The sequence below is a fragment of the Kitasatospora sp. NPDC001603 genome, assembly GCF_040298365.1.
GTDB lineage: Bacteria > Actinomycetota > Actinomycetes > Streptomycetales > Streptomycetaceae > Kitasatospora.
In genome coordinates this window covers 57,308-81,925 of the sequence record NZ_JBEPAA010000027.1, presented here as the reverse complement: position 1 = coordinate 81,925, position 24,618 = coordinate 57,308, and the positions used below count along the sequence as shown (strand labels likewise).

21 protein-coding genes are annotated in these 24,618 nt (G+C 73.8%); 13 read left to right on the top strand and 8 right to left on the bottom strand.

What is annotated here, in order from left to right:
- Nucleotides 1–7: 7 nt before the first annotated feature.
- The gene (locus ABT263_RS18785; protein WP_329489176.1) at nt 8–541 is read right to left on the bottom strand and encodes a hypothetical protein; all 534 of its coding nucleotides are present in this window, start codon (nt 539–541) and stop codon (nt 8–10) included.
- Between the two features lie 93 nt (nt 542–634).
- Entirely contained in the window at nt 635–1,999 is a 1,365-nt protein-coding gene (locus tag ABT263_RS18780) for an MFS transporter (protein ID WP_352291487.1), read from the bottom strand.
- A 554-nt stretch (nt 2,000–2,553) separates the two neighbouring features.
- On the opposite strand from ABT263_RS18780, the gene ABT263_RS18775 reads away from it, so the two are divergent.
- Nucleotides 2,554–3,432, top strand: a complete 879-nt coding sequence (locus tag ABT263_RS18775; RefSeq protein WP_329492206.1) for a DUF3027 domain-containing protein — start codon at nt 2,554–2,556, stop codon at nt 3,430–3,432.
- A 220-nt stretch (nt 3,433–3,652) separates the two neighbouring features.
- Nucleotides 3,653–6,958: a sacsin N-terminal ATP-binding-like domain-containing protein gene (locus ABT263_RS18770; protein ID WP_352291467.1), complete on the top strand. Its 3,306-nt coding sequence runs from the start codon at nt 3,653–3,655 to the stop codon at nt 6,956–6,958.
- Here ABT263_RS18770 and ABT263_RS18765 read toward each other — a convergent pair.
- Genes ABT263_RS18765 through ABT263_RS18755 form a run of 3 tightly spaced genes read right to left on the bottom strand, consistent with a single transcriptional unit; the run spans nt 6,903 to nt 10,170 of the window.
- On the bottom strand, nt 6,903–7,304 hold the full coding sequence (locus tag ABT263_RS18765) for a hypothetical protein (protein ID WP_352291466.1): 402 nt from the start codon (nt 7,302–7,304) through the stop codon (nt 6,903–6,905). The two genes, ABT263_RS18770 and ABT263_RS18765, sit on opposite strands and share 56 nt — an antisense overlap.
- A gap of 18 nt (nt 7,305–7,322) precedes the next feature.
- Nucleotides 7,323–9,815, bottom strand: a complete 2,493-nt coding sequence (locus tag ABT263_RS18760) for an HAD-IC family P-type ATPase (protein WP_352291465.1) — start codon at nt 9,813–9,815, stop codon at nt 7,323–7,325.
- A gap of 52 nt (nt 9,816–9,867) precedes the next feature.
- The gene (locus tag ABT263_RS18755; RefSeq protein ID WP_352291464.1) at nt 9,868–10,170 is read right to left on the bottom strand and encodes a DUF2530 domain-containing protein; all 303 of its coding nucleotides are present in this window, start codon (nt 10,168–10,170) and stop codon (nt 9,868–9,870) included.
- 314 nt (nt 10,171–10,484) lie between these two features.
- On the opposite strand from ABT263_RS18755, the gene ABT263_RS18750 reads away from it, so the two are divergent.
- The 4 genes from ABT263_RS18750 to ABT263_RS18735 all read left to right on the top strand — a co-directional run bounded on the left by ABT263_RS18750 (nt 10,485) and on the right by ABT263_RS18735 (nt 14,166).
- Nucleotides 10,485–11,945 (top strand): NCS2 family permease, encoded by a 1,461-nt coding sequence (locus ABT263_RS18750; protein WP_352291463.1) that lies wholly within the window; start codon nt 10,485–10,487, stop codon nt 11,943–11,945.
- Nucleotides 11,946–12,255: 310 nt separating this feature from the next.
- The gene (locus tag ABT263_RS18745) at nt 12,256–12,798 is read left to right on the top strand and encodes a hypothetical protein (RefSeq protein ID WP_352291462.1); all 543 of its coding nucleotides are present in this window, start codon (nt 12,256–12,258) and stop codon (nt 12,796–12,798) included.
- A gap of 375 nt (nt 12,799–13,173) precedes the next feature.
- Nucleotides 13,174–13,764 carry a DUF6313 family protein gene (locus tag ABT263_RS18740; protein ID WP_352291461.1) on the top strand — a complete coding sequence of 197 codons (591 nt, stop codon included), beginning with the start codon at nt 13,174–13,176 and terminating at the stop codon, nt 13,762–13,764.
- 3 nt (nt 13,765–13,767) lie between these two features.
- Nucleotides 13,768–14,166 carry a hypothetical protein gene (locus ABT263_RS18735; protein WP_352291460.1) on the top strand — a complete coding sequence of 133 codons (399 nt, stop codon included), beginning with the start codon at nt 13,768–13,770 and terminating at the stop codon, nt 14,164–14,166.
- Nucleotides 14,167–14,249: 83 nt separating this feature from the next.
- Here ABT263_RS18735 and ABT263_RS18730 read toward each other — a convergent pair whose 3' ends face one another.
- Entirely contained in the window at nt 14,250–14,699 is a 450-nt protein-coding gene (locus ABT263_RS18730; RefSeq protein ID WP_352291459.1) for a VOC family protein, read from the bottom strand.
- 131 nt (nt 14,700–14,830) lie between these two features.
- Here ABT263_RS18730 and ABT263_RS18725 point away from each other — a divergent pair, with 131 nt between their 5' ends.
- Nucleotides 14,831–15,754 (top strand): DUF4231 domain-containing protein, encoded by a 924-nt coding sequence (locus ABT263_RS18725; RefSeq protein ID WP_329489183.1) that lies wholly within the window; start codon nt 14,831–14,833, stop codon nt 15,752–15,754.
- 186 nt (nt 15,755–15,940) lie between these two features.
- Nucleotides 15,941–17,653, top strand: coding sequence for a hydrogenase maturation protein (locus ABT263_RS18720; RefSeq protein ID WP_352291458.1), 1,713 nt, complete (start codon nt 15,941–15,943; stop codon nt 17,651–17,653).
- A 118-nt stretch (nt 17,654–17,771) separates the two neighbouring features.
- Here the strand turns inward: ABT263_RS18720 and ABT263_RS18715 are convergent, their stop codons facing one another.
- The gene (locus tag ABT263_RS18715; RefSeq protein WP_352291457.1) at nt 17,772–18,554 is read right to left on the bottom strand and encodes an MHYT domain-containing protein; all 783 of its coding nucleotides are present in this window, start codon (nt 18,552–18,554) and stop codon (nt 17,772–17,774) included.
- Nucleotides 18,555–18,905: 351 nt separating this feature from the next.
- Nucleotides 18,906–19,310 carry a VOC family protein gene (locus ABT263_RS18710; RefSeq protein ID WP_329489186.1) on the bottom strand — a complete coding sequence of 135 codons (405 nt, stop codon included), beginning with the start codon at nt 19,308–19,310 and terminating at the stop codon, nt 18,906–18,908.
- Between the two features lie 247 nt (nt 19,311–19,557).
- On the opposite strand from ABT263_RS18710, the gene ABT263_RS18705 reads away from it, so the two are divergent.
- The 5 genes from ABT263_RS18705 to ABT263_RS18685 all read left to right on the top strand — a co-directional run bounded on the left by ABT263_RS18705 (nt 19,558) and on the right by ABT263_RS18685 (nt 24,603).
- Nucleotides 19,558–20,280, top strand: a complete 723-nt coding sequence (locus tag ABT263_RS18705) for a WXG100-like domain-containing protein (protein WP_329489187.1) — start codon at nt 19,558–19,560, stop codon at nt 20,278–20,280.
- Nucleotides 20,277–21,266 carry a nucleic acid/nucleotide deaminase domain-containing protein gene (locus tag ABT263_RS18700; RefSeq protein WP_329489188.1) on the top strand — a complete coding sequence of 330 codons (990 nt, stop codon included), beginning with the start codon at nt 20,277–20,279 and terminating at the stop codon, nt 21,264–21,266. Before ABT263_RS18705 ends, ABT263_RS18700 begins: the two co-directional genes overlap by 4 nt.
- 36 nt (nt 21,267–21,302) lie before the next feature.
- A complete protein-coding gene (locus tag ABT263_RS18695) occupies nt 21,303–21,863 on the top strand; it encodes an SUKH-4 family immunity protein (RefSeq protein ID WP_329489189.1) in 561 nt (186 codons plus the stop codon).
- A gap of 16 nt (nt 21,864–21,879) precedes the next feature.
- A complete protein-coding gene (locus ABT263_RS18690) occupies nt 21,880–22,716 on the top strand; it encodes a nucleic acid/nucleotide deaminase domain-containing protein (RefSeq protein ID WP_352291456.1) in 837 nt (278 codons plus the stop codon).
- Between the two features lie 66 nt (nt 22,717–22,782).
- A complete protein-coding gene (locus ABT263_RS18685; protein WP_352291455.1) occupies nt 22,783–24,603 on the top strand; it encodes a hypothetical protein in 1,821 nt (606 codons plus the stop codon).
- The last annotated feature ends 15 nt before the right edge of the window (nt 24,604–24,618 follow it).

Sequence of the window (24,618 nt, the reverse complement as noted above, 5' to 3'; positions counted from 1 at the left end):
CGGCCGGTCAGGCGTCCTGGGTGTTCAGCTGGAAGTACCAGACGCCGTAGATCGCGTCCGGCTGCTTCGGGTCCGACTCGACCACGGTGACCAGGGTCTTGCCGGAGGCGTTGAGGGCCTTGGAGGCCGACACCGAGCCGGAGTAGGTCGAGCCCTTGGCGGCCGAGGCGAGGATGAAGCGGCCGCCCTGGGCCTGCTGGCCGCCGTTGGTGTTGGCCCACCAGCCGCGGTCGGCCACGTCCGGGGTCACGCCGAGGCCGAGCTGGTCGCTGGCGACCACGTCGGAGGAGGGCAGCTTGCCCTCGTCCAGCGCCTTGCTCGCCCGGTTCTGGCACTCCTCCTGCTGCTCGTCGGTCAGCGGCTTGCCGTCGTTGAAGCAGAACGGCCCGACCTCCATGGAGGACCGGCCGACCGTGAGGGTGACACGGTGGCTGGAGGGTTCTTCCTGGCCCGTCGCGTAGGCGATGGACCCGCCGACCGTGCCGGCGCCGATCACGACGACGGCGCCGACGGCGGCGATGACACGGGTGCTGAGGCTCATGCGTCAGAGGCTACCGGGCTTTGCCGATCACGCTACGCGGGGGTCGGCAACCGCGTGTTGCGGCCCGGGGGCGGTGCGGGGGGCGGCGCGGGGCTAGGCCACCCGCGGGGCGGTCGCGCGGCGCCGGGTGCCCACCTTGAGCAGCGCGCGAACCGTCCAGAGCAGCACCACGCCGACCACGCCGGCCGCCACCGAGAGCCCCAGCGCGCCGTCCAGCGGCAGCAGGATGCCGACCGCGCCACCGGCCACCCAGGACAGCTGCAGCAGCGTCTCCGAGCGGGCGAAGGCCGACGTCCGCACCGACTCCGGGACGTCCCGCTGGATCAGCGCGTCCAGCGCCAGCTTGCCCAGCGAGGCCGCCACCCCGGACGCGGCGGCGACCACCACCACCGTCACCACGCCGTACCAGAGCGCGGCGGCGGCCGTCGCGCAGGTGGCCAGCAGCAGCATCGCGGTGACCGTCGCCTCCGAGCCGCGGGTCCGCAGCCAGGAGCCGAGCACCGAGCCGAGCGCGTTGCCGGTGCCGGCGGCCAGCGCCACCAGGCCGAGCGCCAGGGTCGGCTGCAGCCCGCCGACCGGCTCCTCGCGCAGCAGGAACGCCAGGAACATCACCAGGAAGCCGACCAGCCAGCGCAGGGCCGACATCGCCCGCAGGGCCAGGATCACCGACGGGCCGACGGTGCGCAGGGACGCCTTCGGGGTGCCGGCACTCCTGGCCTCCTCGGCGCCCGGCACGGCGGCGGGCTCGCCGTGCGCCTCGGCGTGCAGGACGGCCCGCTGCTCGCCCTTGGCGGAGTCCACCTCGTGCGGCAGGTGGAAGGCCATCAGGGTGCCGACCACGAAGACCAGGAAGGCGCCGCGCAGCGGCCAGCCCGGCCCGATCAGGTGCAGCACCCCGCCGACCCCGGCCGCCACCATGGTGGCCAGCAGCCCGGCCAGGGTGACCCGGGAGTTCGCCTTCACGAGTGACAGCCGGCTCGGCAGCAGGCGTGGCACCACCACGCTGCGCACCACCCCGTACGCCTTGGACGCCACCAGGACGCCCAGCGCCTCCGGATAGAGCGCCAGCCCGCCGCCGGACACCGTGCCGGCCATCGTCCACGCCAGCACCGCGCGGGCCAGCATCGACATCGCCATCGCGGCCCGCCGACCGTGCGGCAGGCGGTCCAGCAGCGGGCCGATCACCGGCGCCAGCAGCGCGAACGGCGCCATGGTGATCAACAGGTAGAGGGCTACCCGGCCGCGCGCCTCGCCGGTGGGGACGGAGAAGAAGATGGTGGAGGCCAGCGCCACGGTGATCAGCATGTCGCCGAAGGAGTTCAGCGCGTGCAGCTCGATCAGCTTGGCCAGGCCGGACTCCCCGGCGCCCTCGGCGGAGGTCGCCCGGCGGATCCGCCGGCCGGTGCCGTGTACGACCTTTCCGGTTCGGGCGCCGGCCGCGGAGGCGGTGCGGACCAGGAAGTGTCGGCGGGCCTCGGGCGCGCCGTCGAGTTCTCCGGCGGCGTCGGACGCTTCGTCGGCCGGCCGGTCCGGGCGCTTCACGAGATCCACCGGCGGCCCGTCGCCGTCCCGTCCGGGCACCGCCGAGGCGCCCACCTGGTGCGGTTCGCCCGCACCGGGGGCCGGAGCCTGCTGTCGCGGCACGGCGTTCGCCTCGTCGGGGCTGCCGGCCTGCGAGGCGCGCAGTGCGTGCTGCGACGGTTTTTCGTCCGCCACAAGCCCATCCTGCCCCAGAATCGGTACTGCGACGCGGGATTCCGCTCCGCTCGGCGCGGCCCTTCCGGAGCCGGCGGGCGCCCCGGACTGTGCCGGGTGGCCGACCGGCGGGTAGCCTGCCCAGGGTCCGCCCGAACGCGCGCCGGACTCCGGAGGACCGGACGGGCGGCGCGGCCGGTATCCGCGGCGGCCCGTGGTCGCGCAGAATGGTCGAGGGAAACCGAGCCGCGACGGAACAGGCAACACGCCGTGGGCAACAGAAGAACTGGGAGAGAATCGACGCCGTGAGTGCTGCGATGCGAAGCCGTACCCCCGATCGGCTCTGTGCCGAGGCCGTCGAACTCGCCCGGCAGGCAGCGGACGAGGCCGTCGGAGCAGAGACCGTAGGGGCGCACCTCGGCGTCCAGGCGGATGCCGACCGCGTCGTCACCCACACCTTCGAGTGCCTGGACGCGGCATACCGGGGCTGGCACTGGGCGGTCACCGTGGCCCGCGCCCCCCGCGCCAAGAACGTGACCCTGGACGAGGTCGTGCTGCTGCCGGGCGACGACGCCGTGCTGGCCCCGCAGTGGGTGCCGTGGAGCGAGCGGCTGCGCCCCGGCGACATGGGCCCCGGGGACCTGCTGCCCACCGACGCCGACGACCTGCGCCTGGAGCCGGGCTGGACCGGCGAGGACGAGCCGGCCCCGAACTCCGTGGTGGCGCTGGCCGAGGAGGACGTGGTCGTCTCCGACCCGTCGGTCCAGCCGGCCCCGGCCCGCGCCCAGATCGGCGCCCTCGCCGAGGAGCTCGGCCTGGGCCGCAGCCGGGTGCTCTCCCGGCTCGGGCTGCACCTGGCCGCCGACCGCTGGGAGAAGGCGCACGGCCCGCAGACCCCGATGGCACAGGCCGCGCCGGCCTCCTGCGCGAGCTGCGGCTTCCTCGTCCCGATCGGCGGCTCGCTCGGTCAGGCCTTCGGCGTCTGCGGCAACGAGTTCGGCCCGGCCGACGGTCAGATCGTCTCCTTCGCGTACGGCTGCGGCGGGCACTCCGAGGCGGCCGTCATCCCGGCCCCGCCGGCGCCGTCCGAGCTGATCCTGGACGAGTTGGTGGTCGAGCCGCTCCAGCTGCACCCCGACCGCACCTCCGGTTCGGTGGAGCCCGACGCCCCGGCCGAGGAGCTCGGCCACTCCTGAGCACGGTGGCTCCTGAGTCCGGCCACTCCTGAGTCCGGTGGCTCCTGAGCCGGGCCGCGTTCCCGAGCCCGGCTGTTCCCGGACCGGGCCCGGCAGCGGCCCGGAACCGCCCCCACCGGGCGGAACGGCGCCACGGCCCGGGCCCGGTCCGCAGGGAGTGCCCGGGCGGGGGAGAATGCCCCCCGTACGAAGTACAGGGCGGCGGAGGGTGGCAGTTCCAGTGGAACCTCGGATCATCGGCAGCGGCACGGACGAGCACCACGCGGACCCCTTCGGCAGCGCCGTCCTGCGCCGCCGGGTGCTGGACGCCTGGGCCGCCTCCCCGGCCCGGTTCCGGGAGGACGCCAACGCCGAGGAGGAGCTCGCCCTCGGCGGCTACCGTGACCGGCTGGTCGTCGAGTTGGCGCAGAACGCGGCCGACGCGGCGGCCCGCGCGGGCGGTGCCCCGGGCCGGCTGCGGCTGACCCTGGCGGACGGTGTGCTGGCCGCCGCCAACACCGGTGCGCCACTGGACGCGGCCGCCGTCGAGTCGCTCTCCACCCTGCGCGCCTCCTCTAAGCGCGCCGACGAGCAGCCCACCGTCGGCCGGTTCGGCGTCGGCTTCGCCGCCGTCCTCGCCGTCACCGACGAGCCCGCCGTGCTGGGTGCCGACGGCGGCGTGCGCTGGTCGCTCGGCGAGGCCCGCGCGCTGGCCGAGGCGCAGCCGGCGCTCGGCGAGGAGCTGCGCCGCCGCGACGGCCACGTGCCGCTGCTGCGGCTGCCGTTCTCGGCCGAGGGCCCGGCCCCGGCCGGGTACGACACGGTGGTCGTGCTGCCGCTGCGCGACGCCGCGGCCGAGGACCTCACCCGCCGGCTGCTGGCCGGGATCGACGACGCCCTGCTGCTCACCCTGCCCGGGCTCGCCGAGATCGTGGTGGAGACCGAGGAGGGCACCCGCACCCTCACCCGCGGCGCCGCCGAGGCGCGCCCCGACGGCGTCGCCGAGGTGACCGTCACCGACGACGCCGGCGGCCGGCTGCGGCAGACCGTCTGGCAGACCGCCGGCGCCTCCGGCGCCCTGGACGCCGCGCTGCTCGCCGACCGCCCCACCGAGGAGCGCGCCCGTCCGTACTGGACGGTGACCTGGGCCGTCCCGGTCGCCGCCGACGGCAGCCCGCAGCCGACCGGGATCGCCCCGGTGCTGCACGCGCCCACCCCCAGCGACGAACCGCTGGGCCTGCCCGCGCTGCTGATCGCCTCCTACCCGCTGGACTCCACCCGCCGGCACGTCGCCCCCGGCCCGCTCGCCGACTTCGTCACCGAGCGCGCCGCCGACAGCTACGCCGACCTGCTGCGCGCCCGCGGCGGCGACCTCGGCTCGCTCGGGCTCGTCCCCGGCCCGCTCGGCCAGGGCGCGCTGGACAACGCGCTGCGGGCCGGCATCCTCGCCCGGCTGCCCGGCACGCCGTTCCTGCCGCACACCGCACCGGTCGAGGAGGGCACGCCCGCGCTGCGGCCCCGGGACGCCACGGTGCTGGAGGGCGCGGACCACTCGGTCGTCGAGGCGCTGGCCCCGATCTTCCCCGGCCTGCTGCCGGCCGGCCTGGAGCGCCGCACCGAGCTGCGGGTGCTGAACGTGCGCCGGGTGCCGCTGGCCGACGTGGTCGACCAGCTCGGCGGCCTGGACCGCGAGCCCGCCTGGTGGCGCAACCTCTACGCGGCGCTCGGCGCGGCCGACCCGGAGGCGCTCGGCGCGCTGCCGGTGCCGCTCGCCGACGGCCGGACGGTCACCGGTCCGCGCCGGGTCCTGCTGCCCTCGGAGGACGCCGACTGGGCGGCCTTCCCCGGCTACCCCGAGGCGCTGGCCGGCGCGCTGGCCCTGCTCGACCTGCGGCTGGCCCACCCGGAGGCGGCGCACCCGCTGCTGGCCAAGCTCGGCGCCGGCACCGCCACCCCGGCCGGGGTGCTGGACACTCCCGAGGTGCGGGCCGCCGTGGCCCGCTCCTACGAGCTGGCCGAGGACGACCTGGACGCCGCCACCGACGTCGCCGAGTCCGTGCTCGCCCTGGTCAAGGCAGCGGCTCCGGCGGTCGGCGAGCACCCGTGGCTGGCCCGGCTGGCGCTGCTGGACGACGAGGGCGAGCCGGCCCGCGCGGGTGAGCTGATCCTGCCGGACAGCCCGTTCGCCGCACTGGCCCGGGAGGAGGACGCCGGCTGGATCGACGACGAGCTGCTGGACCGCTGGGGCCCCGAAGTCCTGACCGCTGTCGGGGTGTTGGCCGACTTCGTGCTGGTCCGCGCCGAGGACGTGGTGCTCGACCCGGACGACCTGGAGCGGCTCGACCCGACCGCCCCCGCCGACCGCGCGGCCGGCGGCCACCCCACCGGGCTGCTGGACGAGGCGCCCGACGGCCTCGCCGAGTGGGCCGAGGACGCCCTGGAGGCACTGCACGCCGACGACGCCGACCCGGTCGGTGTCCCGCCGGTCGCGGCCGAACTGCTGGTCGTCCGCGACCTCGACCTGGTGGACGACGACGCGTGGCCGCAGGCGCTCGCCGCCCTCGCCCGCCCGCCGTACCGGGAGGCCGTGGTCAACCCCGTCCGCACCCTGCTGCCCGACGGCTCGTACGCGGACCTGCCGCCGTACACCGCGTGGTGGCTGCGCGACCACCCGGTGCTGGACGGCCGCGAGCCGGCCGGGCTGCGGGCGGCAGGGGCCGACCCGCTGCTGCGCGGCCTCTTCGAGGAGGCCCGGACGACGCTGGACGAGCAGTTCCTGCACGCGCTCGGGGTGCGCACCACGCTGACCGCGCTGCTGGCCGAACCGCACGGGCCGGACGAGCTGCTGGACCGGCTCACCGACCCGGCCTCCGTCGTCGGGCACCGTCAACTGCACGGCATCCACAGCGCGTTGGCCCGGGTGGCGGCGGACCGGATCGAGCCGCTGGACGTCGTCCGGGCGCTGCCGCCGCTGGACCGGGAGACCGGCCGCCGACCCGCGCACACGGTGCTGGTGGACGCCACCGAGGCGGTCGTCGCCGATGCCCCGGACCTCGTCCAGCTGCTCCACCCGTACCCGCTGCTGCCGGTCGCCCCGGCGCTGGCCGCCGACCTCGCCGAGCGCCTGCACGTCTCGCTGGCCAGCGAGGTGGCCGGCGGCCGGGTGCTCTCCGAGGGGCAGCTGCACCGGGTGCCCGCCGTGGTCCGCGAGCTGCTGCCCGGCTGCCCGGTGGCCTACGAGGAGCACGAGGAGCTGCTGGTGGTCGGCCCGGACGGCGAGGAGGCCGCCGTGGACTGGCGGTGGGACACCGCGGCGGACGCCCCGGAGGCGCCCTACGACCCGGACGCCGCCGAAGCCGCGGACGAGGACGACGAGTTCGAGCTGCCGCCGGTGCCGGGGCTGCTGCACGCCGCGACCCCGGAGGGTCTGGCGGCCGGTCTCGCCTGGTCGGTCGGGCAGTGGCACCGCCGGTTCGAGGTGCTGGCCGCGCTCACCGAGCCGGACCGCGCCTACGAGCTCTCGGCCGCCCGGGACTTCGAGGGCTGACCGGGCTGGCGGGCCCGCGGCCGGGGCGGCGGGCCGGCGCCCGGTCGGCTCCGGCCGGGCGCGGGTGGGCCGCCCGGTGCCCGTCCCGGCCGGCGGGGCGGGAGCCGGGCCCGGGCGCCCGTGCCCCGGTCCAGCCGGTCCGGGCGGCCGCGCCCAGCCACCGGTAGAGGCCGACCGTGACGGTCAGCCAGAGCACCGCGACCACCACCGGCGCGGCCTTGCGCAGCCACGGCCCCGGTTCGATCAGGGCATCGGCGCCGACCAGGGCGAGCCCGGCCGCCCCGGCCGCCAGCATTCCCCCCAGGAAGGCGGTGAACGCCTCCAAGTCCCCACCCCTGCGCGCCATTCAGGACCCCCTTCGGGGTCAATCATCCGCCTTCCGCCGCATGATCCGCCAGGAGACCTCCAGCAGGAGTCCGGCCACCAGGGCGATGCCGACACCGATCCACGGGTCCCGGGTGCCGGAGAGCGAGAGCTGGAAGAAGTCGGACAGCCACGGGACCGTCAGCACCAGCGTGAACGCCCCGCCCATCGTCGCGATCAGCAGCAGCCGCCACCAGTTGTACGGCCGGGCCACGATCGCCAGCACCCACAACGCCACCAGGAACAGCGTCAGCGTCGCCACGCTGGTGTCGGACTTCAGGTCCGTGGCGTGGTCGGCCCGGGCCAGCGCGTACGCGGTGAAGGTGGCCGTGCCGGCGATGATCCCGCCCGGCACGGCCATCCGCAGCACCCGGCGGACGAAGCCGGTCCTGGCCCGTTCGTTGTTGGGCGCCAGCGCCAGGAAGAAGGCCGGGATCCCGATGGTGAGGGTGGAGAGCACCGTCGAGTGCCGGGGCAGGAACGGGTACGGCGAGTGGGTGAAGATCACCAGGAGGGCGAGCAGGACCGAGTAGACCGTCTTCACCAGGAAGAGCCCGGCCACCCGCTCGATGTTGCCGATCACCCGGCGGCCCTCGGCGACCACCGACGGCAGGGTGGCGAAGGAGTCGTTCAGCAGCACGATCTGCGCGACCGCCCGGGTGGCGTCGCTGCCGGTGCCCATCGCCACGCCGATGTCGGCGTCCTTGAGCGCCAGCACGTCGTTGACGCCGTCGCCGGTCATCGCCACGGTGTGCCCGCGCGACTGCAGCGCGCCGACCAGGTCGCGCTTCTGCTGCGGGGTCACCCGGCCGAAGACGCTGGTCCGGTCGGCGGTGTCGGCGAGCTCCTGCGGATCGGTCGGCAGGGTGCGGGCGTCCAGCGGGTGGTCGGCGCCGGGCAGGCCCAGGTGCGAGGCGACCGCGCCGACCGAGACGGCGGCGTCGCCGGAGATCACCTTGGCCCGGACGCGCTGCCCCTCGAAGTAGCGCAGGGTGTCGGCGGCGTCCTCGCGCAGCCGCTGCTGGAGCACCACCAGGGCGAGCGGCTGGAGGTCGGCGGCCGGGTCCGGGGAGTCCAGCGGGACGGGCGTGCGGCCGAGCAGCAGCACCCGCAGCCCCTTGGTGCCCAGTTCGTCCACCTCGGTGAGGGCCGGGTGGCCGGCGGGCAGCAGCACGTCCGGGGCACCCAGCAGCCAGCTGGCCTCGCCGCCCTGCGGTTCCAGCAGCTGCACACCGCTCCACTTGCGGGCGGAGGAGAAGGGCATCGCCTCGATCACCCGCCAGCCGCCGCCGTTGCCGTGCTCCGTGTCGCCCCTGCCGTACGCGTCGATGACGGCCTGCATGGAGGGATTGGGGCGGGTGTCGGCGCCGGCCATCACCCCGAGCGCCTGCTTGACGACCTCCGGGTCGGAGAGGACCGGCCGGCCCGGCGGCGCGTCCGCCCTCGGCCGGCCGTCGGCCTCCGGCCCCGGCGGCAGGGTCCGCAGCTCGACGACGTCCATGCCGCCCTCGGTGAGGGTGCCCGTCTTGTCCAGGCAGACGGTGTCCACCCGGGCCAGGCCCTCGATCGCGGGCAGCTCCTGCACCAGGCACTGCTTGCGGCCCAGCCGGACCACCCCGATCGCGAAGGCGACCGAGGTCAGCAGCACCAGTCCCTCGGGGACCATCGGCACGATGCCGGCGATCATCCGCCGGACGGCCTCCCTCCAGTCCCGTCCCTCCACCGCGAGCTGGCTGATGATCAGACCGATCGCGGTGGGGATCAGCAGCCAGGTGATGAACCGCAGGATGCTGTCGATGCCGCTGCGCAGCTCCGACTTGACCAGGGAGAACCGGCTGGCCTCCTCGGCCAGCTGCGCCGCGTAGGCCTCCCGGCCGACCTTGGTGGCGGTGAACGCGCCCGCGCCGGCCACCACGAAGCTGCCGGACATCACCTGGTCGCCCGGCTGCTTCAGGACCGAGTCGGGCTCGCCGGTGAGCAGCGATTCGTCGATCTCCAGACCGTCCGCCTCGGTGACCTCGCCGTCGACGATCACCTTGTCGCCGGTGCCGAGCAGCACGGTGTCGTCCAGCACGATCTCGCCGGTGGCGATCTGCTGGACGGCGCCGTCCCGGCGGACCTGCGGTCTGGCCTCGCCGATCAGCGCGAGGCTGTCCAGGGTCTTCTTGGCGCGCATCTCCTGGATGATGCCGATCGCCGTGTTCGCCACGATGACCAGGCCGAACAGTCCGTCCTGGATCGGTCCGACGACCAGGATGATGCCGAACATCACGCCGATGATCGCGTTGAACCGGGTGAAGACGTTGGCCCGGACGATCTCCCGGGTGGAGCGGCTGGACCGCACCGGCACGTCGTTGACGTCGCCGCGGGCGACCCGTTCGGCGACCTCCGCGGTGCTCAGTCCGCCGCGCCGGCCGGGCAGCAGGCCGAGCGGGTGGGCGCCGTCGTGCCGGTCCCCGGGCGTCTCTTCGGCAGGCTGCGCAGGGTGCGTCATGGCACCGACTCTACGGGCGCCTTATGTCCGATGCGTGCTACTAAAGGACTATTCAGTCCGACTGGGTGGCCGGGTCGCCGCCGTCACCGGCGGCGGCCTGCGCCGCGGCCGCGGCGGCCCGGTCGCGGGCGATGGCGTCCCGGCGGGCGCGGCAGTACCAGAGGCCGATCAGGCCGAGGCCGGCGCCGGACAGGCAGATCCACGGCCAGCTGCCGTGGCCGTGGTCGGAGAGGGTGCCCTGGAAGGGGAGCAGGACCAGGAAGGCGACGAACCACAGCACCGTGCCACCGCCGACGATGGCGACGTCGTTGGCCTCCAAGGGCGGGGGCGAGGGGTGCAGCGGGCTCTTCGGCATGAGGCCTAGCGTACGGGGCGGGGTGCGGTTGTCCGCCACCACGCGGGCCGGTCCCGGACACCTTCGGCGGGTGGCCCCGGCATCGCCGCGGCGGTCGGGGCGCGCCCGGGCCGGCGGCCACCCCGCGGTTCCTCGGGTGTGATCGTTCTACGCGCGAAGATAGCGCGTGTGCGATTGGGGAACTCATACTTGTGATTCCGGTTGGCCGCGCCATGCCCAGGACGCCTGTGTTCGTGCCCGTCCCACCGGGCCCGCCCGGCCGCCACCGTCGCTCCGGGTGTCCCCCTCCTCAGCCCCCACCAGAGGACGCACGCATGCCTGTGGCCCAGCCGACCACCGAGTCGCCCGAGCCCGCCTCCAACGCGCCGAAGCCCCCCGCCGGCGCGCTGGACCGCTACTTCCGGATCTCCGAGCGCGGCTCCACCCTGCCGCGCGAGATCCGCGGTGGCATCGCCACCTTCTTCACCATGGCGTACATCCTGGTGCTCAACCCGATCATCCTGGCCAGTGCCACGGACATGACCGGCGCCCACCTGGACAGCGCCCAGCTGGTCACCGCGACCGCGCTCACCGCGGGTCTCACCACCCTGCTGATGGGCGTGATCGGCAACGTCCCGATCGGCCTCGCCGCCGGCCTGGGCGTCAACACCATCGTCGCGCTGCAGCTCGCGCCCAAGATGACCTGGCCGGACGCCATGGGCATGGTGGTGCTGGCCGGTTTCGCGATCATGATCCTGGTCGCCACCGGTCTGCGCGAGCGCGTCATGAACGCCGTCCCGCTCGGCCTGCGCAAGGCGATCGCGATCGGCATCGGCCTCTTCATCAGCCTGGTCGGCCTGGTCGACTCCGGCTTCGTCAGCCGCATCCCGGACGCCGCCCACACCACCGTCCCGCTCCAGCTCGGCGGCAACGGCCACCTGCTCGGCTGGCCGGTGCTGGTCTTCGTGCTCGGCCTGCTGCTCACCCTGGTGCTGGTGGTCCGCAAGGTGCCCGGCGCGATCCTGGTCTCCATCGTCGTGATGACCGGCCTCGCCGTGGTGATCGACAAGGTCGCCGACATCCCGGCCACGAGCTGGGGCCTCACCGTCCCCAGCTGGCCCGGCAACCCGGTGGCGGCGCCCGACTTCGGCCTGGTCGGCAAGGTCAGCCTGTTCGGCGGCTTCGAGAAGGTCGGTGTCCTCACCGGCGTCCTCTTCGTCTTCACCGTCCTGATGTCCTGCTTCTTCGACGCGATGGGCACCATCCTCGGCGTCGCCGACGAGGCGCACCTGCTGGACGCCAAGGGCGACCTGCCCGGCATCAACCGGATCCTGATGGTGGACGGCATCGCCACCGCCGCCGGCGGCGCGACCTCCTCCTCCGCCAACACCTGCTTCGTGGAGTCCACGGCCGGCGTCGGCGAGGGCGCCCGCACCGGCTTCGCCTCGATCGTGACCGGCGCCTTCTTCGTGGTCGCGCTCTTCCTCACCCCGCTCGCCACCATGGTCCCCGCCCAGGCCGCCACCCCGGCCCTGGTCACCGTCGGCTTCCTGATCCTGGCCAACTCGATCAAGGAGATCGACTGGGCCGACTACACGATCGCGATCCCGGCCTTCCTGACCATCGTGATGATGCCGTTCACGTACAGCATCACCAACGGCATCGGCTTCGGCTTCATCGCTTTCTGCGTCCTGCGGCTCGCCGCCGGGCGCGGCCGCGAGGTGCCGATCGCGATGTACGCGGTCTCGGCCGTCTTCGCCTTCTACTACCTGATGCCGGCCCTCGGCCTGCTCTGAGCCGCAGTACTGGCTGTCGCAGTGGCCCCGAACTCCTGGTGAGTGCGGGGCCACCGTCGTTGGATTGCGGGGTCACCTGCGTCGTACTGCGGTCATGGGCTCGGGCGGGGCTGGTGGCGATCCGATCGCTCACGTACGGGAACCAGGTCACCAGGAGTCGAGCGAGACGCTCGGGCCGTTCTGGAGGTAGCGGGCGAGGGCCGTTCCCGTGGTGGAGACGAGCAGGCGGTGGACGGCTTGGCTCCAGGCCCACACTGCCGTCGGTAACCCGACCCGGTGGCACGACGAGTTCCCCTCCATCCGGAACGCGGTGCAGAGCCTCGCCGTGCACCAGCGGGTACCACCCAGCCACCTGTGGGGCCAGCCCCTCCCCACCGAACTGGTCACTGCCATGGCGACGGAGGCCCAGCGGGCCCTCTCCGTCGCCGGGTACCAGCACAACGGCAAGCGGAACGCGGCCGTCGGCGAGGCCGCGAACCACTTCGCAGCCCAGGTCGACCTTGCCGCACTCGTGGCACGGTCCACTGGCCTGGAAGTCGAGCAACCGCACACCGGGGTCTATCTCGGCTACACGGCAGGCCAGTTCCTCGACTTCCACGTGGACGAGGCCCGGTTCGGCGAGGCCAATCTGATCATCTGCCTCAAACACGCCCGGCGCGCGGGGGCCGACAAGGCAAGTGCCACCGTCTTCCTCAGCGCCGCCGGTTACCTCGAATGCGGCGCGTCGTGGGCGGCGGTGTCGTTTTCGACGGGGCACTTACGCCGCACGGCCGGACGCCGCTCGGCGCTGGGGAGAGCGTCACCCTCATCAGCCTCGGCTTCTGCGCGAGTGATCAGGCCAAGCGTGTTCTGACGGACCTTCCCTCGGCTCCCGTGTAGTCACGCCGAGTCAGCTGTCCTCTCCATCCGTCGCCGATCCTCACCCACTGCCCGAGACAGTGGTCGCTTCCGTCGCCAACGGCATCGGCTTCATCGCCTTCCTGAGCCGTAGTTCTACCGGTCGCGGCCCCGTTCCCCGTGGAGGGAACGGGGCCGCTTTCGCGCTCTCGCCGCATGGCGGGGCCGGACTGGGGCAGAATCGGCCACGCCGACGGCGTCGCTGGTGAGGTGGCCGCCGGGTCGGCGTGCGATCAGGTGGGGGGAGCAGTTGGTAGTCGGACCCATTCCGATTCCAGGGCATCTGAAGCTTCCGGCCGGGCGGCAGAAGCTGTCGCGGCGAATACGCCGGGTGTGGCGTTCTCGGAAGGCGCTCGGCGGGACCACGCAGTGGATCATCGACTGGGGCCTGCCCATGGCTGTGGCCATGGGGGCCCTGTTCGTGTTCGCGGCCCGGGCGGACAATCCGCTCGCCGTCTACAAGGTCTTCACCCTGATCGACGCGCCGGAGCACGTGCTGCTCTGGGTGGCGTCCCTGCTCGGCTGGCTCCTCGTCCCTGCCATCATCGGTGGTTTTGCGGGCCACATCATCGCCCAGCGGATCAGCAGCGTGAAGGCGATCTCGACCAACAGCATGTTCACGCGCCGCCCGCTGAGTCGGCGCCTGCGGCCGCCGGGGTTGATCGACGACCTCGGCCCGTACTTCCACGGAACCTATGCGCAGCAGGAGTTCATCGACGCCTGGGTTCGGGTGGTGCACCGCAACGACTGGACGAGGGCCCAGGACCACTGGGAGGTCTTCGTCCGCGACCTTATGTCGACCCAGCAGTACGCCCACCTCGACCGGCACGAGTGCCTGCGCCAGGTGCAGAACGCCGGTCGGATCGTTCTCATGCTCTCCGGGCGGACCGGGGGCTGCATCGTGTGTGACAGGAGGCGGTGACGCGTGCGTTCCGAGGACGCCGTCGAGATTGTCCGGGCCGCCCTGGCCCTGGCTCTGCCGACCGCCAGCGCGGAGGGGCTGACCCGGGCTGCGGAGACCGTGATCCGCTGGGGGGCGGAGGAGGCGACCCAGCAGCTCGACGGGCCCCTGACCACGCGGTTGCTGCTCGACCTGCTCGCCGTCGCCGACGTGCCGCCGCCCGACTTCCGCCCGGCCGAGCCTCAGTGGGAGGGTCGGCTCTACGAAGGTGGGGCGGACTATCGAACGTGGTCCCGCTCCGAGGGGATGCCGCGGCTCCCGTTCCTCCCGCGACCGCCGGACGAACGGATCGATCCGACCTACCCGGACGACCCGGACGGCCGGGAGGGGTGGGGCCCGCGCGGTTCCACCCCGCGCGGCTGAGGTCGCCACCGATCGTCCCGCCGGGCCTCTCCCCGCTTCGTGCGGGGAGGGGCCCGGTGCGTTCGCGGGGGCCGGGGCACTCCCTAGTGGACGCAGAACTCGTTGCCTTCAGGGTCCTGCATGACCGTCCAGGAGCCGCCGGGCTCGTCGACCGCGCGCAGGACGGTGGCGCCGAGGGCCTCCAGTCGCTCCACGGTGGCGCCGCGGGCGTCGGGGCCGGGGTGGAGGTCGAGGTGGAGGCGGTTCTTGGCGGTCTTCGCCTCGGGGACCTGCTGGAAGAGCAGGCGGCGGCCGAGGCCGGTGCCGCTGACCGGGTCGAAGGGCTCGTCGGGGTGGCGGACGCCGGCCAGGGTGCGCCAGGCGGCGCGGCCGTCGGTCTCCGTGACGAGGTCGGGGGTCACGGCGCCGGCCGCGAGCAGGCGGGCGATCAGGGCGCTGTGGTCCTCGACGGTGTAGTCGAGGGCGGCGGCCCAGAAGGCGGCCTGGCGGTGGGGGTCGGCGCAGTCGATGACGAGCTTCCAGTGCAGAGCCATGTAACCCGTTATATCGGTTACCTGACGTGCGATCAATGACCGACTTGATGGACCTGCCAAAAATGGCACTGTGTAGGGCAGTTGGCGTTGGGCATACTGCCTGGACGGGAGACGGGGAGGGGGCTCTACCGATGGTGCAACAGGATCCGCCCGGGGGAGACGAGGCGAGGCTGCTGCCGGAGCTGTTCCGGACGGCGGACCAGGCCTCGCTGGACGGTCAGCGCGAGACACTGCGCTGGTACCGGGGGCTGATCGGGATGCTCGTGATCGCCGCGGTGGTCGGCTCGCTGCCGGGGCCCGAGCACCGGGGAGACAGCGACATCACGCCGCTCTTCTCCGTGGTGGCGTTCCTGGTGGCCGGATACTTCTGGTCACGGCTGCGCCGCAGCAACCCGCAGGGGCGGTGGTACGAGGCCCGGGCGGCGGCCGAGTCGGTCAAGACGCTCGCCTGGAAGTACTCGATGCGGGCCCGGCCGTTCGACGGCGAGGCGGAGTCGGCGGAGGTGGACCGCGGCTACCTGCTCCAGATGGAGGACGTGCTGCACGCCTTCGAGGACCCGGAGATCGTGCCGCCGGACACCACCGTGGAGATCACCCCGGAGATGCGCCGGGTGCGCGCCGAGAGCCTGGTCGCACGGCGGACGTTCTACCTGCGCACCCGGGTCGAGGGGCAGCGCACCTGGTACCGCTCGCGGGCCGAGGCGTGCGAGACGCAGGCGGTCTCCTGGGGGCTGGGGATCGCCGCGCTCATCATCATCGGGGCGGCGGCGGCGATCGCGCAGGCGGTCGGCGCGCTGCCGGTGCACGTCTTCGGGGCCAGCTCGGCGGCGGCCGCCGCGGTGATCGCCTGGACCCAGCTGAAGCAGCTGCGCCCGCTGGCCGCCGCGTACCAGCTGGCCGCACGCGAGCTGGAGAACGTCGGGAACCAGCTCTCCGACCTCGATCTGAAGGCCCCGGACGCCGAGGCCCGCTGGGCCCGGCTGGCCGCCGAGGCGGAGGACGCCGTCTCGCGCGAGCACACCACCTGGCGGGCCCGGCGCGCCTTCCCCCGGTGAGCGGCCGACCCGGTGTGGAATCGGGAGGTCGTGAGGAGATCGGGCGAAATGTACGGGGTGCTGTCGGCACAGGTGTGCGAGGTGGGTGAGGGTCGGCCGGAGAAGCGCCGTCCGTAATCGTTACGTGTCCATGCCCTGGTTTCATCGCCTCCGCGCACGACGTCAGTCACTGCCCGGAGGCCCCCTTTGCGCGTTCTTCTGATCGCCACCGCGTTCAACAGCCTGACCCAGCGCGTCCACACCGAACTCCGCGAGCGCGGTCACGAGGTGGCCGTACAGCTCGCGCTCGGCGACGAGCCGGTCCGGGCCGCCGTGGCCCGGACCGACCCCGAGCTGATCATCTGCCCGATGCTCACCAAGGCGATCCCGAGGGACGTCTGGTCGACCCGGACCGTCCTGATCGTGCATCCCGGCCCGAAGGGCGACCGGGGTCCCTCCTCGCTCGACTGGGCGATCACCGAGGGCGCCGAACGCTGGGGGGTGACCGTCCTCCAGGCGGTGGAGGAGATGGACGCCGGGGACATCTGGGCGTCCGTGGACTTCCCGGTGCGGGCCTGCGGCAAGAGCGAGCTGTACCGGGGCGAGGTCGCGGACGCCGCCGTGGAGGCGGTGCTGCTCGCGGTGAGCCGCTTCGAGGGCGGGCTGTTCACGCCCGAACCGCTCGACTACGACCGGCCGGACGTGGGCGGCCGGCTGCGGCCCTTCCTCAAGCAGGAGGCCCGCCGGATCGACTGGGAGGCCGACGACACCGCCACCGTGCTGCGCAAGCTGCGCGCGGGCGACTCCCAGCCGGGCGTGCTCGACGAACTGTACGGGCGCGAGTACTTCCTGCACGGCGGCCACCCCGAGGACGAGCTGCGCGGCGCCCGGCCCGGCGCGGTGATCGCCCAGCGGGACGGCGCGATCTGCCGGGCCACCACGGACGGCGCGGTCTGGATCCCGCAGCTGCGCCCGCGGCGGACGCCCGGCGGGCCGGCCACCTTCAAGCTGCCGGCCGCGACGGTGCTCGCCGACCACCTCCACCGGGTCCGCGAGGTGCCGGTCACCCCGGCCTCGGCGGCCGGGCGGGACACCTGGGCGGAGATCCGCTACCACGAGCGGGAGGACGTCGGTTTCCTCGAATTCTCCTTCGCCGGCGGGGCGATGAGCACCGAGCAGTGCCGCCGGCTGCTGGCCGCCTACCGGGAGGCGGCCGACCGGCCGACCTCGGTGCTGGTGCTCGGCGCGGCCCGGGACTTCTTCTCCAACGGCATCCACCTCAACGTGATCGAGGGGGCGTCGTTCCCGGCGCTGGAGTCCTGGGAGAACATCAACGCGATGGACGACCTGGTCGAGGCCGTGCTGACCACGACCGACAAGCTCACCGTCGCGGCGCTGGCCGGGAACGCGGCCGCCGGCGGTCTGATGCTGGCGATCGCCGCCGACGAGGTCTGGTGCCGCGAGTCGGCCGTGCTCAACCCGCACTACCGGCTGATGGGCCTCTACGGGTCCGAGTACTGGACGTACACGCTGCCCCGGCGGGTCGGCGCCGAGCAGGCGGAGCAGCTGACCACGCAGACGCTGCCGGTGGGCGCGGCCCGGGCCGAGCGGCTCGGCCTGGTGGACCGGACGGCGGGCGGCGGCGCGGCCGAGTTCCGGGGCTGGGTCGAGCGGGAGGCGGCCGCGCTGGCCGGCTCGCCGGAGCTGACCGGCCGGCTGGTGGAGAAGAAGCGCCGCCGGGCCGAGGACGAGGAGGCGCGGCCGCTGGCCGACCACCGGACGGAGGAGCTGCGGCGGATGCACCGCAACTTCTACCGGGAGGGCGAGCCCTACCACCGGCTGCGGCGCGACTTCGTGCACAAGGTCTGCCCGGTGGCGACGCCGGAGCACCTGACGGGACTGCTCGGCCGACCGGAGTAGCGGGCGGCCGCAGTGCGACCGGCCGGAGTAGCGATCGGCCGGAGTAGCGATCGGCCGGAACGAGGACGGTCCGGTGGGGGCGTCGCGCCGGGGCCGGCGCCCCCACCGGACCGGGCGCTCAGCGCCCGCGGCCGGCCAGCGGGGCGGCCCGGCCGATCAGCACCGGCTGCGCGTTGAGGGTGCTCCGGCTCGGCGAGACCGCGAAGGCCAGCGAGCCGAAGAAGATGTAGCAGCCCAGCCCGACCACCAGCGGGAAGATGAACTGGAGCGCCATCACACCGCCCTGGGTGCCCTGTTCGGCGTCGAGCCGGACGGAGACCGCCGCCATCCCGGTGTAGTGCATGGCGCACACCGCGACGCCCATCACCGGGGCGGCGGCCAGGACGGCGACGGTGCCCTTGATGTTCAGCGCGGCCCAGAGCGCGGCCGTCGCCGCGAAGATCGCGATGGCGACCGAGAGCCCCACCGTGGTGTGGTCGTAGCCGAGGTGGCCGGGCAGGACCATCGCGGCCATGCCGAGGTAGTGCATCGCGGCCACCCCGAGGCCGGTGGTGAGACCGCCCGCGAGCAGCGCGGTGCGGGGGTGGCGGCTGTAGCCGACGGTGAAGATGCCGAGCCCGACCACCGCGATCGCGACGAGCAGGCTGAGCACGGTCAGGCCCGGGCGGTAGGTGATCTCGGCCCCGGTGACGGAGAAGCCGAGCATCGCGATGAAGTGCATCGACCAGATGCCCGCGCCGAGCGACGTCGACGCGAACAGCAGCCAGTACGTCCGGGTGCGGCCCGACGAGACCAGGGCCCAGCGGGCGCTGCGCAGGGCGACGAAGGCGCCCAGACAGGCGACGAAGTACGAAACCGCCGGCGTCACCCAGCCGAGGTCGGCATGGTGGATCTCACCCACGAGGAACTCCTGGACGGATTGGGGGAGGACGGACGCCAGGATCGGGCGGACTCGTCGGCCGGGAACGGCCGGTCATGGATGGCGGCAGTGCCGGGACGCGGCACGTGCGGCGTCGTGGTCCTGCCCGGGGGAAGCCTGGCGTGTGGTGCCCCTGACAACGGGGGACAGTAGCCACTACCGGTGAGTCGCACAATGTTCGATCATTTGGTGAAACCGCAGGTCAGAGCCGTCCTTCACGTGATCGGCAAGATCTCGCCACCAAGCCCTGACGCCGCCTGCGCACGCACACGGGCCCTGCGCATGTGCCGTCCGGGCCCGCTGCGGCGCCGGCGTCCGGCCGCCGGGGCGCGGTCACTCCAAGGGGGCTAGGCCGAACGGGTGGCCGGCCGGGTCGATCAGCACCCTGAGCGTGCGGCCGTGCTGGAACTGCGGCTCGGTGGCCCCGAGCGCGAGTGCCCGGGCGGTGGCCTCCTCCAGGTCGTCGACGTAGAAGTCCAGGTGGAAGTGCTTGCTGCCGTCGGGTTCGGTCCACGGCTCCTGGCGGTACCCGGCGACCCGTCCGAACCCGAGCGGGCTGCCGCCCTCGGGGTTGTCCAGGATGGCGAAGCGCTCGTCCACGTGCCTGGTCTCCCACCCGAGCAGCTCACCGTAGAAGGCGGCCAGCGCGACCGGGTCGGCGCAGTCGATGGTGACCATGGCGAGGCGGGCGAAGCCGGTGTCGTTCTGCTCGGCCTGCTCGGCGGCGACGTCGGTCATTTCTGGTCGGCCCTTCTACTGAGGGGTGGTGCTGGGGCCCGCGTGGATCGGGCCCCAGAACCAGCATCGCACCGGGAGTCACGGAGGGCGCGGCCGGTGGTGCGGGGGGCTCGTGTCCGGCGGCCGTGCGCCGTGGAGCCGGGTGGATCGCTACAGAATCAGGACGTTTCCGCCACTGTCGGTGGGATGCGGGATGTATAAACTTTCGACGATATCGAAGGATTGTTGTTAACCGGGGGGTTCTCCAATGGCGATCGAGCTGCCGAGCGAGGTAGCGACGCTCCTGGACTTCATCGGCATCCACTGGCCCTCGGTCAACGAGGACAAGGTCCGTGAATTCGGGGAGCACGTCAAGGAGTTCGCGAAGGGCCTCGAAGACCTGCACGCGGACTCGACGGCGACGGTCCATCAGCTCGGCGGGGCCTACGAGGGGGCGTCCTACGAGGCGCTCATCGCCAAGTGGGCGCTGATGTCCGACAAGCACTTCAACGAGGTCGTCCAGGCGGCCCACGTGGTGGCGAAGGCGCTGGACACCGCCGCCGACGTGATCGTGGCGATGAAGCTGGAGGCGCTCGGCGAGCTCATCGTGCTGGCCGCCTCCTTCGTCGCCGCCCAGGCCGCCGCGGTGGCGACCTTCGGCCTGGCGGAGGCCGGGGTGATCGCGATCCAGCAGGCCGGGCGCAAGCTGATGTCCTACCTGGCGCACCAGTTGGAGGACCACATCGTCTCCGAGGTGATCGAGGCGGCGATCACCCCGCTGGTGGAGATCGTCTCCGGGGCGGTGGCCGGGTTGGTGTTCGAGGCCGCCGAGGCCGCGCTGAGCGGCGGTGGCGGGTCGGGGGGCACCCAGTTCAAGATCAACCCTGACGCGGTGGAGGCGCACGCCAAGGCCCTGCACGAACAGGCCGAGAAGGTGGCCCAGCACGCGCAGGTCTTCAGCAGCCGGGTCGCGGGGGTGAGTTTCGCGTGACGGACCCGATCGTCAAGGCCCTGGAGAAGGGCGCCCAGAAGCTCGGCAAGGCACTCGCCGACGACATGGGCAAGGCCGCCAAGAAGATGTACAAGCAGGCCGGCGACAACCTGTCGAAGGCCGCCAAGCACCACAAGGACAACGACTCCGGCAACGCCCACACCTTCGACGAGAAGAACAAGGACAAGGCCGCGCCGCCGCCGAAGGCGGGCAGCAGCGGCGGCGACGGGCCGAAGACGCCGCCCCGGAAGTACTACGTCCACGACGACGGCCGGGTCCAGGAGATCAAGGACGGCAAGTTCGTCGACGTCGACGGGAGCGACAAGTCCCTGAAGACCCTGCTGGACGGGGCCTCGGAGAAGGTCAAGGACCCGTCCCCGGACGACCTCAAGGACAAGTACCACGCGAAGAAGTACAAGAAGTCCGACAAGGACGAGGACGGGAACCCCAAGAAGGACGAGAAGGTCCCGAGCAGCCGGATCGACGCTCCGACCCCGCTCTCCCGGGCCGTCGAGGAGGCCCGCCGGGCCCAGGGCGACTACGGCGGCAAGAACTACGCGGCGCTCCGCTACAAGCACCCGGACGGCGACGAGATCATCCTGGTCGGCCGCAGCGGTGACCGGAGCCACTCCGAACGGTCCATCGGCAAGCCGCTGCTCGGCGGCCGGGAGGACCACGTCTCCGAGTTGTACACCGAGCGGGCCCCCTGTCAGGCCAACGAGAACTGCGAGCGCTGGCTCGGCCGGCACTTCCAGCCCAAGAACCCCGACCTCGACGTGAACTACGGCGTGGAGTACGACAGCAAGGTCCCCACGAAGAACCGGGACTGGGGCCACCGGGCGTACCTGGACCAGCTCCACCAGGATCACACCGCGGGCCAGCATGGTGGCACGATGGGCACGAAGGACTTCGACGCGCAGGGGCAGCAGGACAAGGCGGCCCACGAGACGAAGCACGTGGCGAAGAAGGCGAAGCATGGACAGTAGGGCAGTTGGCGGGCGGACCGAGAGGACGGATGACCGGTGCTGGTAGGGATCGACTGGCCCCGGGTCGTCGCCGAGGCCGCGCCCGGCGACCTGTTGAGGTTCAAGCCCGACGAGGCGGCCCGGATCTGGCCGGACGGGGACGGCGCCCGCTTCGTGACGGAGATCGGGGTGCCGTTCTCCAACGGGCTGTTCCGGTTGCTGGAGGAGCTCGCGGACCGGCGGCCCGAGAACCCGGACTGGGCGTTCGCCAGGCCGCTGACCGATTCGCTGGTGGAGACCGAGCACGGCACGCTGCGCCAGTTGGGCGAGTTGTCCAGCGCGTTCGTGTTCGTCAACCTCGACGACGGGACGATCTGGGTCTGCGACCCGGACGCCGACGAGGAGTACCAGCTGATCCACCGTGACATCTCCTCGCTGGCGTACCTGGTGTACAAGATCGCCATCGAGCGGCCGCGGCCCGAGGAACGGCCGACGCCGTACGACTGGGCCGATGCCGAGGAGTACATCCGGGAGGGCATGGGCCGCTGGGACGATCTGCCGTTCGGCAGCGAGGCGGAGTTCTGGAACTCCTTCCTCGACTTCTACCAGACGACGTGAGAGGGCCGGTGCGGACATGGACGACGAGCTGACGGCGGCGCTTACGGCGCACTTCGGGCCGCGGGGGCTGCGCAGCCTGTCGGTCGCGCCCGCCGGGCCGCTGCGCGACCCCGGACTGCCGCTCCAGGTGGGGCCGTACTTCCGGGCCGCCGAGGAGTCCGACCCGCTGTCGCTGGGCGAGTACGCGGCCGGGGCCGGGCTGGAGGCCGGAGCGTCGGCCGCCCAACTGCGGATCGGCACCGACGGCGGGGCCGAGCTGTTCTTCGCCCCGGACCGGTCCGTCCGCGCGCTGCTGCTGGGGTCCGAGCCGGCGGAGCTGCCGGTCGCCTCGACGGTGGAGGCGTTCGCGGCCGGGCTGCTGCTGCTGGACCGGTACCTGCCGGCGGTCGCCGCGTCCGACCGGCCGGAGGCGGCCTTCGCCGCCTACCGGGAGCTGCGCCAGGGGCTGCTGGCGGCCGACCAAGCCGCCTTCGAGGACCGCGAGGGCTGGTGGCCGCGGGTGCTGGACGACCTGCGGCGCCCGCTGAACGTCGACTCCTCGGCGGCCTTCGAGGTGGTCGACGAGCAGGGCGGGACGCGGATCGAGACGGCCATCGGCGGCCCCGGCCTGCTGCACCCCGAGGAGGTGCTCTGGCACCGCCTGCGGGCGGAGGGCGTGGAGCCCGAGCAGGTGGTGCGGGTCTACTGCGAGCTGGAGCCGTGCATGATGCCCGGGCACTACTGCGCGCGCTGGATGGCGGCGGAGTTCCCGCAGGCGGAGTTCACCCACGGCTTCGACTACGGGGAGACGGCCGAGTCGCGCGAGAGCGGGATCAAGGCACTGATGATCAGCCTGGCCGAGCGGCAGGGCTGAGCGGTCGGGCCGCGCGGGGAGGCCCGAGCGGTCGGGCCGCGGTGGAACCAGGAGAGGGAAGCGGGAATGGTGCGGGACGGGCGACGGATGCCGCCGCTGGGGGCGGGGCGCAGGGCGGCCGGACTGGCACTGCTCGGCTGGCTGGACGACATGCGGGCACCGCGGCTCTGCCGGGTGGCGGGGCCGCCCGGGGCCGGCAAGTCGCACCTGCTGGCCTGGCTGGTCCGCGGCTGCACGACGGACGAGGCGCCGGGCGAGCGGCGGATCCACGCCGTGCTGCCCGCCGCCGGGGCCACCCTCCGGACGGCCGTCTGGTCGCTGGGCCACCAGCTCGACCTGGTGGCGCACGCCCCGGGCCCGCTGATCGAGGCGATCGCGGCGGACAACCGCCCGACCCTGATCTGCGTCCCCGAGCTGGACCAGGCCGACGACCCGGCCGGCCTGGTGACCGGGCTGCTCGACCCGCTGCTCCGGCTGCCCGGGGTGCGCCTGGTGGTCGAGGCGACGACCGGGGGCGCGGCGGCCGGGGCGTTCACCGCGGTGCCCGCGCCGGCGGTGCTGGAGCTCGGCGATCCGCAGTGGACGGACCGGGAGCGGTTCGCGCAGTGGGCGGCGGCCCGGGGCGGCGACGCGGGCGCGTACCCGCTGCCCGGCCCGGTCCTCGGGACGCCGGCCGCTCCGCCGGCGGTGCCGGCCGGTGCCGATCTGCGGTCCGCCGGCGAGGAGGCGCTGTCCGCGCTCTGGACGGCGGCCGCGGCCGGTGGCGACCCCGGCCCGCTGACCGCCGATCCGCTGCTCTACGCGCTGGCCCGCCCCGTCCCGGTGACGGCGGCCGTCGAGCGGCGGGACGACGCGCTCGGCCGGGCCTGGCGCGCCGCCGGTCCGGCCGTGATCGAGGAGCCCGACCCGGCCGTCCGGGCCGCCGTGCTGCGGACCAGGCTGCTGGGCGCGGACACCGCCGCCGCGGCCGCCGCGGCCGTCCTCGCGCAGCTGCCCGCGCCGTGGTCCGGACGCTGGGCGCGCTGGGAGGGCACCGACCGGGACTGGCCGGGCCCGGCCGTCGCGGTCACCGCCGGGGTCGGGCCGTACCTGTCGCAGGTGCTGGTGGCCGATCCGACCGGCGCGGTGCGGACCTTCGACGTCGCCACCGGCCGCCGGGTCGGTGCCGTGGTGGTGCCGTCCCCGCGCCCGCTGCGGGGGCTGGCCGTGACGGCCGGCGGCTCCGTGGTGCTGCTCGACGCCTGGGGCCGGGCGGAGCTGGTGGTGCCGGCCGAACCGCGGCCGGGGCTGGACGGGTACGGGCTGATGGCGGCGCTGGACGCGGTCCGCGCGGTGGCCGGCGGTCCGGGCGGCGGTCTGAGCGCGGTGGCCGCGATCGGCGGGCTGGCCGACTCCGCGCCCGCCTTCGGCGACGCGGCCGGCGCCGTGCACTGGTACCAGGACGGCGCGGTGGTGAGCGAGCGGCTGCACCACGGGCCGGTCACCGCGCTGGCCGGCGCCGCGCTCGGGGGCGGACCGCTGTCCGATCCGGAGATCCCGCTGCTGGTCAGCGGCGGTTTCGACGGCGCCGTCCGGCTCTGGGGCCCGCGCTCGGCGCCGATGCCCGAGCCGTCCGACCGGCGCGGCTGCCCGGTGACGGCGGTGGCCGCCGGGGCGACCGCGGCCGGCCCGGTGGTGGCCGCGGCCTGGTCCGACGGGCTGGTCCGGGTGCGCGACCTCGGCACCGGCGGGGTGCTGGACCTGCGGACGGGCTCCGAGGTCTGGTCGCTGGCGCTGGCCGGAACGCTGCTGGTGCTGGGCATGCCGGACGGCCTCGCCGCGGTGGACACCCGGCCCCGGCCGCACGGGGCCGCGGCCCCCGCCGTCGGACTGCGGGCCGGCGCCTGAAGCAATTTTCATTAG